At 71.6% G+C, this 13,257-nt stretch carries 11 protein-coding genes; 9 read left to right on the top strand and 2 right to left on the bottom strand.

Annotation, left to right across the window (positions count from 1 at the left end; all coding sequences use genetic code 11):
- The first annotated feature begins 370 nt into the window (after positions 1-370).
- Together ACIRJP_RS21000 and ACIRJP_RS20995 are read left to right on the top strand one after the other, a co-directional pair.
- Positions 371-2,806 (top strand): helicase C-terminal domain-containing protein, encoded by a 2,436-nt coding sequence (locus ACIRJP_RS21000; RefSeq protein ID WP_404176134.1) that lies wholly within the window; start codon positions 371-373, stop codon positions 2,804-2,806.
- A gap of 59 nt (positions 2,807-2,865) precedes the next feature.
- Positions 2,866-4,287 (top strand): ATP-binding protein, encoded by a 1,422-nt coding sequence (locus ACIRJP_RS20995; RefSeq protein ID WP_404176131.1) that lies wholly within the window; start codon positions 2,866-2,868, stop codon positions 4,285-4,287.
- 311 nt (positions 4,288-4,598) lie between these two features.
- Here ACIRJP_RS20995 and ACIRJP_RS20990 read toward each other — a convergent pair whose 3' ends face one another.
- Positions 4,599-5,795 (bottom strand): serine hydrolase domain-containing protein, encoded by a 1,197-nt coding sequence (locus tag ACIRJP_RS20990; protein WP_404176128.1) that lies wholly within the window; start codon positions 5,793-5,795, stop codon positions 4,599-4,601.
- Between the two features lie 139 nt (positions 5,796-5,934).
- Here ACIRJP_RS20990 and ACIRJP_RS20985 point away from each other — a divergent pair, with 139 nt between their 5' ends.
- The 3 genes from ACIRJP_RS20985 to ACIRJP_RS20975 all read left to right on the top strand — a co-directional run bounded on the left by ACIRJP_RS20985 (position 5,935) and on the right by ACIRJP_RS20975 (position 8,776).
- On the top strand, positions 5,935-7,182 hold the full coding sequence (locus ACIRJP_RS20985; RefSeq protein WP_404176125.1) for a sensor histidine kinase: 1,248 nt from the start codon (positions 5,935-5,937) through the stop codon (positions 7,180-7,182).
- Positions 7,179-7,871, top strand: a complete 693-nt coding sequence (locus ACIRJP_RS20980; RefSeq protein ID WP_404176122.1) for a response regulator — start codon at positions 7,179-7,181, stop codon at positions 7,869-7,871. Before ACIRJP_RS20985 ends, ACIRJP_RS20980 begins: the two co-directional genes overlap by 4 nt.
- Before the next feature lie 407 nt (positions 7,872-8,278).
- Complete coding sequence (locus ACIRJP_RS20975) at positions 8,279-8,776, top strand: SigE family RNA polymerase sigma factor (RefSeq protein ID WP_404176119.1); 498 nt, start codon at positions 8,279-8,281, stop codon at positions 8,774-8,776.
- Positions 8,777-8,824: 48 nt separating this feature from the next.
- On the opposite strand, the gene ACIRJP_RS20970 is transcribed toward ACIRJP_RS20975, so the two are convergent.
- The gene (locus tag ACIRJP_RS20970) at positions 8,825-9,154 is read right to left on the bottom strand and encodes a hypothetical protein (protein WP_404176116.1); all 330 of its coding nucleotides are present in this window, start codon (positions 9,152-9,154) and stop codon (positions 8,825-8,827) included.
- A 97-nt stretch (positions 9,155-9,251) separates the two neighbouring features.
- On the opposite strand from ACIRJP_RS20970, the gene ACIRJP_RS20965 reads away from it, so the two are divergent.
- The 4 genes from ACIRJP_RS20965 to ACIRJP_RS20950 all read left to right on the top strand — a co-directional run bounded on the left by ACIRJP_RS20965 (position 9,252) and on the right by ACIRJP_RS20950 (position 13,255).
- Positions 9,252-10,508, top strand: a complete 1,257-nt coding sequence (locus tag ACIRJP_RS20965) for a mannosyltransferase family protein (protein WP_404176113.1) — start codon at positions 9,252-9,254, stop codon at positions 10,506-10,508.
- 272 nt (positions 10,509-10,780) lie between these two features.
- Entirely contained in the window at positions 10,781-11,464 is a 684-nt protein-coding gene (locus ACIRJP_RS20960; protein ID WP_404176110.1) for a hypothetical protein, read from the top strand.
- A gap of 170 nt (positions 11,465-11,634) precedes the next feature.
- Entirely contained in the window at positions 11,635-11,871 is a 237-nt protein-coding gene (locus ACIRJP_RS20955; RefSeq protein ID WP_351264774.1) for a ferredoxin, read from the top strand.
- Positions 11,861-13,255, top strand: a complete 1,395-nt coding sequence (locus tag ACIRJP_RS20950) for an NAD(P)/FAD-dependent oxidoreductase (RefSeq protein ID WP_404176107.1) — start codon at positions 11,861-11,863, stop codon at positions 13,253-13,255. The genes ACIRJP_RS20955 and ACIRJP_RS20950 overlap by 11 nt, the downstream gene beginning before the upstream one ends.
- Positions 13,256-13,257: the final 2 nt, after the last annotated feature.

Here is a 13,257-nt window from a genome sequence, read left to right as displayed (position 1 = left end):
GGATGGCTGCGACCGTCCCCGAACAGCCGGACGAAGACTTGGAAAGTGTGTTGGGGTCAAACCCTCACGAGTTCGAATCTCGTATCCTCCGCAGCCGCCTGAACGGGCACGACGAGAAGCTGAGCCGCAATTTGCGGCTCAGCTTCTCGTCGTGCCCTGGTTGCACTCCTATTTGCTATCACACGCACCCAATTCGGACGTTTCGGGCAGCTCCACTATCGCCGCACTACGACGCCCCGCGGATACCAGGCGCCCACTAACGGGCGGTCCTGTCCTGTACGGCATCTGCGGATCACAGGGATGCGACATCCTGGAACCCCGCGGCAAGTCCGGACGCCGCCATAGCCCTGATCTCGCGAGGTGCCCCGGCATGAAGTACCGATCGACGCTGGCGACTTGGCTGGGCGGCCTCGACGACTGTCGTCTGGCACGCGTGCTCGAGACGCGGAGGGACGCCGCGGCCGCTCCGGAGCCGCGCTCGGTCGGGGAACTGGCCGACCGTCTTCAGCGCCCGGGATCGGTGGCACTTGCCCTGCCACGGCTCACGCTGCCTCATCTCCAGGTCGCCGAAGCGCTGGCGGCGCTGCGTGCGCCCGCGTCGCGCGATGCCCTGGCAGAGCTGCTGGGAGCGGCCGACGACGACAGCACCCGCGAACTGGAGGCCGCACTGGAGGCTCTGACCGATCACGCTCTGGTCTGGCCGGACGGCGCGGAGAAGCTCCGCATGGCCGGACCCCTGCAGCAGGCGTGGGACGCGCCGCTGGGACTGGATGCCCCACTGGAGGAACTGCTCGCGGGTACGACCTCCGACGAACTGCGCGGCATGCTTGTGGCACTGGGCGTCAAGCCGCCGGGCGGCAAGTCGCATCGGCTGGCCGCGCTGGTGGAACATCACAGCGACCCGGAGCGGGTCCTCTCCTTGGTCACCAAGGCCCCTGCGGCGACCCGGAAGCTACTCGAAGGCCGAACGGGAGCGGGGGCCGCGAGGCCCGCGCGGTTCATCATGTCCGGAAGCCTGGGCCCCGATCTCGAAGCGGGCGCTCGATGGGCACTGGATCGGGGACTCCTGATCCAGGACCGCCGCCGCTACGGCCCGGCCCGTATGCCTGCCGAGGTGACGCTCGCGCTGCGCGGGTCCGGCTGGCACGCGCCGTTCCAACCCGTCCCGCCTTCCGCGCGATCGACGTCCGTCACCCCGGCGGAGGTGGACCGCGAGGCGTCGGCCGCAGCCGCGGCATTCGCCACCCACGCCACCTCGGTCCTGTCGGCCTGCTCGACGACCGCGCCGGCGCGACTGAAGTCCGGCGGGATCGGTGCGCGTGAACTGGCGCGGATCGGCAAGGCCGCCCAGGCCGACGACGCCGTCGTACGTCTCATTCTGGAGACTGCGTACGCCGCCGGCCTGCTGGCCCGGGACGGCGATCACGTGGCACCGACCGAGGCGTACGACGACTGGGCGGAACAGGAACCCCCGGAGCAGTTCGCCGTATTGCTCCAGGCATGGCGGAACCTGCCGCTCACCCCCACCCAGGCGCGCGACGAGGACAACAAGGCGCTCCCCGCCCTCGCCGGCGCACCACCCTGCAACGGCTGCGTACAAGCCCGCCACGGGCTGCTGGCCGCAGCCGCGACGCTCCCGGCAGGGCAGGGCATGCAGGTCGCATCGGATCTGGGGCCGCTGATCGCCTGGTACCGCCCCCTCGCCGACTCGTCGCCGGACGGACCGCCGTTCGCCACCGTGATCCGCGAGGCCGAACTCCTCGGCGTACTAGCGCGAGGCGCCCTGTCCGCCATCGGCATCCACCTGCGGACCGGCGACGCGGAGGGGCTGGGCGTCGAGTGCCGGCGGCTGCTGCCCTCGGCCACCTCGACGGCCCGGATCGGCGCCGACCTCACCAGCGTCGTCACCGGCACACCGTCCGCGCGGCTGGCCGCACTCCTGGACTCCGTCGCGGACCGGGAGACAAGCGGCACGGCATCGGTGTGGCGGTTCAGCACCGGCAGTGTCCGCCGGGCTCTGGACGCCGGCCTTGTCCCCGAGGACATCACAGCCGACCTGGCCGCTGTCGGGACCGGGCCGCTTCCACAGCCGCTGTCGTACCTGATCGCCGACACCGCACGAGGCCACGGGCGAGTACGCATCGCCCCCGCCTCCTGCGTCCTCCACGGCGACGAGCCCGCGCTCCTGGCCGAACTCGCCGCCCACCGCAGGCTGGCCAAGCTCGGACTACGGCAGTTGGCGCCGACAGTACTGATCAGCCGCAGCCCTCTCGACACGACCCTCGCCGCGCTCCGGGCCGAGGGGTACGCCCCCGTCGCCGAGACAGCCGAGGGCACGGTACGCATCGAAAAGGCCCGGCCTCATAGGGCCGGGGCTGCCGTTCCGGCTCCGCGCGGCTCCAGGGCGAGGGGTGGCGGCCGAACCGCTGCCACGAGCACGGCGAAGGAATCCGCCGCCCTCGACCCGAGCGCATTGGCGACCCGGCTGCTGTCCGCCCCGGCCACGGCTCCCGAACCAGCACCGCTCGATAGACGAGTGCCCTTCGCCACGGACATCGAGGAGATCGTCGCAGTGTGGGCGAAGCGCCTGCCGTACAGCGACATCCGCCAGCTCGCCCACGCCATCGACACCGGTCAGGCCATCACCGTCGAGTACGTCGCCACCTCGGGCAACCGGACCGTGCGCACCCTCAGCCGCCTGGACCTCGATCCGCCCTACCTCGAAGCTTGGTGCCACCTTCGGGATGCCGAGCGCGTTTTCACCCTCTCCCGCATCCACAGTGTCCTGAGCGTCGCACCTGAATGAGGAAATGGTATCGGCAGCGATAGTTTCTCTGCCGATACCATTACTCGCGGGAGGCTTGCGTGCGGCGTTTCATCGGACGGGACCGCGAGCTGAACGTGCTCGGCAGCGCCCTACGGTCGGTCCGGGATGCCGTCGGCTCGGCGAAGCCGGGGCAGTGCATCCTCATGCGTGGACGGCGGCGGGTCGGCAAGTCCAGCCTCGTCGAAGAATTTCTCCGACGCACCGAGGCGCCGCATCTGTTCTTCACCGCGGCGGGCGGGCCGGCGGAGGACGAGCTGAGGGAGTTGCTCGACACCGTCGCCAGGTCCACCCTGCCGGAGCGGGCACTGTTCTCGGAGGAGACTCCAGAGCAGTGGAATGCGGCGTTCAGGCTGCTCGCGGAAATCCTTCCCGACGACAGTCCGAGTGTGGTCGTCATCGATGAGGTTCCGTACCTGATGGACCGCATCGACGCTTTCGAGGGCATGCTCCAGCGGGCGTGGGACCGTCTGCTCAGCCGCAAACCTCTGCTTCTCCTCCTGGTCGGCTCCGACCTGTCGATGATGGAGGCGCTGAACAGCTACGATCGCCCCTTCCACCAGCGGGGTCGGGAAATGGTCGTGGGGCCGTTGAACCCGGCCGACATCGGCGAGATGCTCGGGCTCGAGCCGGCAGCCGCTTTCGACGCCACCCTGGTCACGGGCGGACTTCCGCTGGTCTGCGCGGAGTGGCGGCCCGGCGCCGATGTCTGGGAGTTCCTCCGTGACTCGCTGGACAACCCGATCTCGGCACTACTGGTCTCTGCCGAGCGGTCGCTGGCCGCGGAGTTTCCACCGCAGGCGATGAGCAGAGAAGTCCTACGGGCCATCGGAAGCGGGGAGAGAACCTTCACCAACATCGCGCGCGCGGCGGGCGGCATCGCGCACACGACTCTCACCCGAGCCACTGATGTCCTGACGGAGAAGCGGGTGGTGGCAGCCGAGCTGCCCCTCTCTCTGAGACCGTCGAAGGAACGCCGCTACCGCGTCGCCGATCCTCACCTCCGGTTCTGGCTCGCGTTTCTGGATCCGCACATGGCGGAGATCGAGCGGATGCGGGGAGACATCACGCTGAGCCGGATCAAGGAGCAGTGGACGAGCTGGCGGGGGCGCGCGATCGAGCCCCTCGTCCGGGAATCCCTCGCCCGCCTCCTGCCGGACGGACTCCTGCCCGCCGCCCCCGCGATCGGCGGGTACTGGACCCGCAGCAATGACGTCGAAATCGACCTGGTGGGCGCAGACCGGCAGCCGGTGGCCAAGGAACTGCTCTTCGTCGGTTCGGTCAAGTGGCTGGAGAACTCCGCGTTCGACAGCCACGACCTGGCGGCGCTGCAGAAGCACCGGGCCGCGATCACCAACGAGCCGGTGCCGCTCGTGGCGGTCTCGCGCAACGGGATCACCTGTTCCGGGCTCCAGGCGGCGTACGGACCCGAAGAACTGGCCAGCGCCTGGCGCAGGGCGTGATCAAGGGACGGGCTCCGCGGGAAAACTTGCGCACTATCCGACCGAGATGGGAATCGCCCGCCTGACAGAGACTGGAGCCGCTCTACGGACGGCCGACAGCGCGCACACCCCGAGCATCACTGCCCGGCACAGCACAACGCTCCCACTGCCCGGCCGGGTGTGATCACCTCAACCTGGGCGCTGCCCATACCGATCGCTGAGGTCACAAGTTCGAATCTCGTATCCTCCGCCAGTTCCTCACCGGGCACGTTGTCGAAGGGCCCCGCAGCTTGCTGCGGGGCCCTTCGACGTTCATGCTCCGCGCGGCGGGTTCAGCGGCACAGGGCGGTGTCCACGGCGCGTTCGAGGTTGCGCCGGCCCGGCTCGTCGGTGAGTTGCATGGTGACCGCGACACTGGCGGCGCGGCCGTCGTCGGTGACGCCGCCCCGGGTCTCGTAGCCCGGGAAGCTGCCGCCGTGGCCCCAGGAGAGGCCGCCGCACGGCAGCGGCCTGCTGACCAGGCCGAGTCCGTAGCGGGCGCCGGGGCCGAAGGTCGCTTCGGCGGGGACGGTGGAGCGCATCCGGGCGAGCTGGGCCGGGGGCAGGAGGCGGCCGGCCAGGAGTGCGCTGAAGAAACGGTTGAGGTCGGAGTCGGTGGAGATCATCTGGCCTGCGGCCCAGCCCCAGGAGGGGTCGATCTCCGTGATGTCGCGCAGCGGTCCGTCCGCCGATTCCCGGTAGTAGCCGTGGGGATGCGGCTCCCGGATGGTCACGTCGCCGGGCGCGGGGAAGTAGGTGTGGCGCAGCCCGATGCGCTTGATGACGCGCCGGTCGATCTCCTCGGCCAGGGGGCGGCCGGTGACCTTCTGGACGATCAGGCCGGCGAGCACGTAGTTGGTGTTGCTGTACTTCCAACTCGTCCCGGGGGCGAAGTCGGCCGGGTGCCGGAGGGCTGTGGCGAGCAGTTCGCGGGGGGCGTAGTACCGGACGTCGTCCCCGAGGTAGTTGCTGTAGTTCGGGAGTCCGCTGGTGTGCTGGAGGAGCTGGCGGACGGTGATGCGGCGCCCGTCGATCCGCTCCCCGCGGACGAGGCCGGGCAGGTAGGTGTCGACCTTGGCGTCCAGGGCCATCCTCCGCTCCGCGACGAGCTGGAGGACGACGACCGCGACGAAGGTCTTGGTGTTGCTGCCGATGCGTACCTGCCCGTCCCTGGGGACCTTCGAGCCGGTGGCCAGGTCGGCGACTCCTGCGGTGTACGTGCGGGTGTGGCCGTTGCGGTCCTTGACGCTCGCCAGCGCGGCCGGCATCCCGTCGCTGCGCACCAGCGTGTTCAGGGCCTGCTGGACGGCGTCCGGCCTGGCGGTGACGGTGGTGGTGGCGGCGACAGAGGTGGAGGAGGCGGGTGGGGCGAAGGCGGCCAGTGTCATGGCGCCGATGGCCATCGCGGCCGCGGCCGACACGGTTCGTCGCCGCCCGCCGCCGCGCTGCCTGGTCGGGGTACGAAGGCCCTGCTGGTTCCGAGCACGCATGAGTCAACTCCCGGGAATCGTTCGGTCAGGGCACGATCCTGGTTTCCGGGGACCCTCGACCGCATCGCGGCAAGGCGGGAGAAAACGCTCCCCCGATCGGGGGAGGCTGCCGGTGGGCTGCCCGGTGATACTGACGCCCATGACCTGGGGAATCCGGCCGCTGCTGCGCGGCTCCACGTACACGGGTGTGCTGTTCGCCTATTGCGGCGCGCTGGTGAGCCTTCCGCTGCTGCCCTTCGCCCTGCTGCCCGCGGCGTTGTGGCCGTCCGCACCCGAGAGCGTGCAGGTCGTCCTGGTCCTGCTCGTCTGGGCTGCGCTGGTCGGCTCGGCCGGACTGGTGCGCCCCGTACGGCGGGCGCTGCTCGTGGCCGCCCGCAGGCTGCTGCAGGTACCGCTGCCGGATCCGGTGGCCGGTCGCCGGTCCTCCGGTTCACCCGGCCTCGACCGCTGGCGGACCCCGCTCTGGCTGGTGCTGCACGTGGCCGTCGGGTGGATGGGGGCGCTGGCGAGCGGGGTGCTTTTCCTCATGGGCGTCACGCTGCCGGGGAACTGGATCGGAGGCGAGGCGCGGCTGAGCCTGTTCGGTACGTCGGTCCAGGCGTCGGGCGGGTGGAGCTGGGTGGCGGCGGTCGTGTTCATCGTGCTGGCGGTGGCCATCTGCGTACTGGTGACGAAGGCCCTGCGGTGGTCGGCGCCACGGCTGCTGGGGCCGTCGGCGGCCGAACGGCTAGCGCTGGCCGCCGAGCGGGAGATGCTGCTGGCCGAACGCAACCGGATCGCCCACGAGTTGCACGACTCGATCGGCCACACACTGACGGCGGCCACCATCCAGGCGGCGGTGGCGGGCGAGATGCTCTCCGCCGACCCGGCGGCGGCGCGGGCCGCGATGCGCAGCATCGAGGAGTCGACGCGGGCGGCACTGGAGGACCTGGACTACGTGCTCGGAGTGCTGCGCGAGGAGCAGTCGGGGACGGCGCCGACCCGGACGCTGGCAGACCTCCCCGGACTGCTGGACCGGCTGCGGCACGCGGGGGCGGTGGTGGAGCCGGAGCTGTCGGGCGAGCTGGCGCAGGTGCAGGGGACGCTCTCCCGGGCGGCGTACCGGATCCTCCAGGAGGGGCTGACGAACGCGCTGCGTCACGGGGCGGGCGGCCCGATCGGCATCAAGGTGGCGGCCGGGGCGGACGCGCTGGACCTCACGGTGGTCAACCGGACCGGGGCACGTACGGACCCGGGCGCGGGTCCGGGGGCCTTCCCGACCTCCGGCCACGGCCTGTCCGGACTGGCCGAGCGCGTTCGGCTGCTGCACGGTGAGTTCCGGGCCGGCCCGGACGGGACGGAGCACTGGCGGCTGGCCGTCCGGCTGCCGGTAAGGATGTCGGCGTGAGCGGATCCGACGCGGGCGATGCCGCGGCCCTTCCCGCCCTCGGCCTTCTGATCGCCGACGACGACGAGGTGACCCGCAGCGGCCTGGGCATGCTGCTCGCCGCACAGCCGGGGATCACGGTGGTCGGCGAGGCCGCCGACGGCGTCGAGGCGGTCGACCGGGCGCGGAGCCTGCGGCCGGACGTGGTCCTGATGGACGTCCGGATGCCGCGCCGCAACGGGATCGAGGCCACCCGCCAGCTGCTGGCCGAGATGGCCGACCCGCCGAAGGTCGTGGTGATCACCACCTTCGAGAACGACGGCTATGTCACCGCCGCCCTCAGCGCGGGCGCCAGCGGCTTCGTCCTCAAGCGTCTCCCGGTCCGCCGCATCGCCGAGGCGGTCCGGGTGGTGGCGGCGGGCGAGGCGGTCCTCTTCCCGGCCGCCCTGGGCCGCATGGTCGCCGCCCGCCCGCTGGGCTCCGCCGTGGCCCTGCCGCAGGCCGAGCTGACCGGCCGGGAGGAGGAGGTGCTGCGCCTGATGGCCACCGGCCTCTCCAATCCGGAGATCGCGCAGTCCCTCACGGTGAGCCTGGAGACGGTCAAGACCCACGTCGGGAACGTGCTGACCAAGCTCGGCGCGCAGAACCGGACCCATGCGGTGGTGATCGCGTACGAATCCGGCCTGATGGTCCCGGGCTTCACCGGCTGACCGGGCTTCCGTCCCTCTTCCACCGCGGGTGCACACAGCAGTCCCCGGCAGTCCTTCTCGGTGCCGGGACTTTCAACCGTCGCTGAAAGCTCCGGATCCGCAGGATCTGCCGGGGGCCTGGCCAGAGCCAACAAGTGGGTCACTCGTGTCGGCGGACGTCTCTGCCGACGGTGCGGCTCGCTCTGGTTTTCTGGTGTATTGATGATTTTCCTCCTAATTTCTGACTGGTCAAGTGTTTGGTGCCTTTTTCTCCTGCACTACTGGATGTCGGTGACCAGGGCGTCCCGGCGCGCCACGGTCCGGGGTCGTGTGATCACCGTCACCCGATTTCTTCGGGTTCCGTGTCATCCGGATGAGGGGTGCCGGGCGTATGCCGGGTGAGACCGAGGAGATCCAGGAGTTGTTCGTTGACCGTCGAGGAGTTCGAAGAGTTCTACGCGCAGACGGCCGCCCGGCTGACGGGGCAGTTGTTCGTGATGCTCGGCGACCAGCACGAAGCGCAGGACGTGGTGCAGGAAGCCTTCGTCAAGGGGTGGAGCCGGCGGCGTCAGCTCGATCGTGACGGGCAGCCCGAGGCATGGGTCCGCACGGTCGCCTGGCGGCTGGCGGTGAGCCGGTGGCGGGGGCGGCGGCGAGCGGCGGATGCCTGGCAGCGCAGTGGTGCGCCTCCCCATACGGAGCCGCCCGGCCCGGAGACGGTGGCCCTGGTGGAGGCGTTGCGGGAGCTGCCGTCCAAGCAGCGACGCACGCTGGCACTGCACTACGTCTGCGATCTGACCGTCGACCAGATCGCCTCGGAGACCGGCCTGGCGGCCGGCACCGTCAAGACGCACCTGGCCCGGGGCCGGGCCACGCTCTCTCATCGTCTGCAGGATCCGCGTACCGAGGAGGGGCCCAGTGTCTGAATCCCATGACCCGTTGAGATCCCTGTTCAAGGAAGCCGCCGCCGCCGGTCAGTCGCGGGCGCGTTCGGCGCCTCCGTCGTACATCGCCGAGCGGGGCGAACGCGTACGCAGGCGCCGGATCGTCGCGCTGGCCGTGGGGGCCTGCCTGGTCTTCTCGGGTACGGGCGCGGCCGTGGCCTCGCTGGTGCCGGACGGCACGGGCAAGACCGTCCCCGCCATCACTCCCTCGCCCGTTCCCTCCCCCCGGCTCTCGCCCTCGCCGAGCTCGCCGGCCTCGCCGAGTTCCACGCCCTCCTCGCCGCGGACCAGTTCGCCTCCGACGAGAAGCCCGTCCGACAGCCCGTCGACATGGCCGGCGACGCCCAGCAAGAGCGTCACGCTGCCGCCCTCCTGAACCCGCCCGACCGCCCCGACCTGCCGCCCGTTGCCGACCGGGCCGTTCGGTGTGCGCTGAACCGACGCTGGAGATCGTGCTGTGAGCCTTTCCACCGCCCGACGGCCACGGCCGCCGCGCGAGCATCCGCCCCGAGGGGCCGGGACCGCTTCCGACGCGCCCCGCGACGCCCCGGCACCGGGCAGGAAGCCCTCGGCCCGGCCGGTGATGCGGCTCGGGCCCGCCGACCGTGAGGTGCTGTGGCTCTACCTGCTGACCCGGGTGGGCATCTGGACCACCGCCTACTGCACCCAGTGGCTGTTTCCCGACCGGGGAGGGACGCGTCACGCCGGCTCCCTCCTCTCGTCGTGGCAGCGGTGGGACTGGTGGCACTACCTGCACATAGCCCAGTCCGGTTACTTCCCGGACGGGACCGGTCCCTGGACGGCCGACTGGGACAACAGGGAGGCCTTCTTCCCCGGCTTCCCGTTCCTGCTGCGGGCCGTGCACACCGTCGTGCCGAGCTGGGCGGCCGCCGGTGCGCTGATCTCGTTCGTCGCCGGAGGGATCGCCGTACTGGCCCTGGGCCGGATCGCCCGGCTGCACCTGCCGCGGGGCGGTGCGGGGCCGCGCGCCGCGATGTTCTTCCTGCTGTCCCCGTGCGCGGTCTTCCTCGCCGCGGGCTACACCGAGGCGCTCTTCCTCGCCTTCGCCCTCCCGGCCTGGCTGGCCGCCCAGCGGCTCAACTGGCCGCTGGCGGCCGTACTCACGTGTCTGGCCACCACCGTCCGGGTCAGCGGGCTCTTCCTCGCGGCGGCCCTCGCGGTCCACTTCCTGGTGACCGCCCGTGCCCCCGCCCACTGGCGCCGTCTCCCCTGGCTGGCGCTGCCCGCCCTGCCGCCGCTGCTCCACAGCTGGTACCTCCACGCGCACACCGGCGACTGGATGGCCTGGAAGCACGCCGAGGAACGCGGCTGGTACCGCGACTTCCACACCCCCTGGGAGGCGTGGCGGAACACCTGGCACGCCGCCTTCGGGCACTCCCAGGCCACCGGGTACGCCCTGATGTGCCAGGCCGAACTCCTCACCATGGTCGTCGGCCTGGTGCTGTGCGGCCTGCTGCTTTGGCGGCGGCGCTGGGCGGAGGCGGCGTACATCGCGCTCAGCCTGTGGGCGTTGGGCACGTCCTACTGGTACACCTCCATGCCCCGGGCGACCCTGCTGTGGTGGCCCCTGTGGACCGGGCTCGCCGCCTGGAGCCTGCGGAGCCCGCGCGTCAGGACCGTCTACCTCACCGTCGCGGCGCCGCTGACGACGATCGTCGCCGTCACCTTCCTCTCGGGGCGGTGGGCCGGCTGACCCGGCCCGCCCCCGAGGTCAGCCGAGGCTCTTCCAGGATGTCGGGCTTGGTGGCCCAGTGGCTCAGCGACCCGGCCGCCGCTCCCACCGCCGCCGAAGTGCTCCAGGGGCTGCGCGCTCTGGCCGATCTCGCACGCTGAGACGAGGGCCCCCGGCCCTCCCGCTCACCCTCCCGCCCGTTCCGGGTGGCACCGGAGCCCGCTCGGGGGCTTGCTGGTCCCAGGGGTCGGGCCGGTGACGGCCCCGGAGCCGGAGGAGGCGAGCGGACGCCCATGGAGCCGCGACCGGAGACACGATCGGACGGGCGGGGCCGGGCTCTGCGTACTCCGCGGGCCGCGGGAACGGCCGGGGTCGTCTTCGCCCTGCTGCTCGCCGCCGCCATGGTCATGATCCGGCTGGCGATCCCGTCCGAGCCGGGCACGGGCTCCGGCGAGTGGCTCTCCGATCCCTCGCGCCGGCGCACGGTGCGGACGGCGCTCGGACTCGTCCCGTTCGCGGGCATCTCCTTCCTGTGGTTCATGGGGGCCGTGCGCGCACGCATCGGGGACGCCGAGGACAAGTTCCTCGCCACCGTCTTCCTGGGCAGCGGCCTGGTCTTCGTGGCGACCCTCTTCGGGGCCGCGGCGGCGGCCGGCAGCCTGCTGGCGACGGCCGGCTCGTCCGGGGCCGAAACCGGGGGCCCACTGTGGGTGTTCGGCGGGCACTTCACGTACGGCCTGCTGACCTCCTACGCGATGCGCATGGCCGCGGTCTTCATCTTCTCGACCTCCGCCATCGGACACCGGCTCGGCGTCCTGCCACGCCCGCTCACGGTCCTCGGCGCCCTCACCGGTCTGACCCTGCTCTTCGTGACGAACAGCGTCGCCTGGTCCGAGCTGGTGTTCCCGCTGTGGGCACTGGGCGTCGGCCTCCACATCCTCGTGGCGGGTACCGCGAGTCCGCCGGTCAGGCGGTGACCCCGGCGCTCAGGCAGTGGCCCCGTCGGCCCGCCGATGACTCCGCGTCGAGCCGTGACTCCATCGGTCCGGCGATAACTCCATCGGTCCGCCTGTGCTCGCGGATCCGGAACGGCCCTCGCACGCTGAGGCGGGAGTGCTCGGAGTACTACTGGAAGGGCGGCCCCTTGATGAGGCTTGTCGTCGATCTCAACCGGTGCCAGGGGTACGCGCAGTGCGCATTCCTGGCACCCGATGTCTTCGCCATGCACGGCGAGGAATCCCTCCTGTACAACCCCCACGCCGACGAGGCGCAGCGCGAACATGTGCTGCGTGCCGCCACCGCGTGTCCGGTGCAGGCCATCCTGGTGGAGTACCCGCAGGAGGCACCGGCCGCGGTGGGAGAGGGGCCGTCCGGTGTCCGGTGACCACGCCCTGGAGTGGCTGAGGCGCGAGGGGCGGATCGTGATCGTCGGCGCCTCCCTGGCCGGTCTGCGGGCCGCGGAGACGCTGCGGAAGGAGGGCTTCGCCGGTTCGCTCACGCTGATCGGCGACGAACCCCACGAGCCGTACGACCGTCCGCCGCTCTCCAAACAGGTGCTGCTGGACCACGCGTCCGCCGATCACACCGAGCTGCCCCGGCGGCGCGGGCTCGACGCGCAGTGGCGGCTCGGGGTCGCCGCCACCGGGCTGGACATGGCGGCCAGGCGGGTGCGGCTGGCCGACGGCGACGAGGTGGAGTACGACCGGCTGCTGATCACCACCGGGGTACGGGCCCGGCCCTGGCCGCATCCGGCGGAGGCCGAACTGGACGGGGTCTTCGTGCTGCGCACCCGCGACGACGCGGCCCGGCTCCATCGGCGGCTGGCCGCGTCGCCGCGCCGGGTGCTGGTCATCGGCGCGGGCTTCACCGGCTCGGAGATCGCTTCGGCCTGCCGCGAGCGCGGGCTGGCGGTGACCGTCGCCGAACGCGGGGCGGCGCCCCTGGTGGGCGCGCTCGGCGGGGTGGTCGGCCAGGTGGCCGCGGAACTCCAGCGCTCACACGGGGTGGACCTGCGCTGCGGAATCATGGTCACCGGTCTTGAGGGCGACTCGGCGGGCCGGCTGCGGCGCGCCCACCTGTCCGACGGCACCACCCTCGACACGGATGTCGCCGTCGTCTCGCTCGGCGCGACCCGGAACACCGAGTGGCTGGCCGGATCCGGGGTCGGCGCCGGTCCACGCGGAATCGCCTGCGACGCGGGGTGCCGGGCCTTCGACATCCGGGGCATCGTGACCGACGACATCTTCGTCGCCGGTGATGTCGCCCGGTCCCCGCACGCGATCTTCGGATACCAGTTCCTCTCCCTGGAGCACTGGGGCAACGCCGTCGCGCAGGCCGAGACCGCCGCGCACAACATGATCAGCAGCAGTTCCGAACGCCGCCCCCATCTGTGGGTACCGGCCTTCTGGTCCTCCCAGTTCGGCGTCAACATCAAGTCGGTCGGCGTCCCCTCGCTGGGCGAGGAGGTAATCGTCGCCCAGGGCTCACTCGCCGACCACCGCTTCACCGGCGTGTACGGGTACCAGGGCCGGGTCATCGCCGCGGTCTCCTTCGACCAGACGAAGTGGCTGGAGTTCTACCAGCGGCAGATCGAAACGGCCGCCCCGTTCCCGCCCGAGTACCCCTCGGTGGACCGCCGCCCCGAAGGCCTGCGGCCGGTCCCGGCCGACTTCCCGGACCCCTCCCTGCCCACCCACGGGCCCTCCGTCACCGTCAGCGGCTACTCACCGACCGACCAGCGGATCACCTTCACCCCCGCCCGGGCCTGACC

This window comes from Streptomyces sp. NPDC102437 (genome assembly GCF_044765565.1).
Taxonomy (GTDB): Bacteria; Actinomycetota; Actinomycetes; order Streptomycetales; family Streptomycetaceae; genus Streptomyces.
This window is presented reverse-complemented; position numbering and strand designations above follow the sequence as displayed.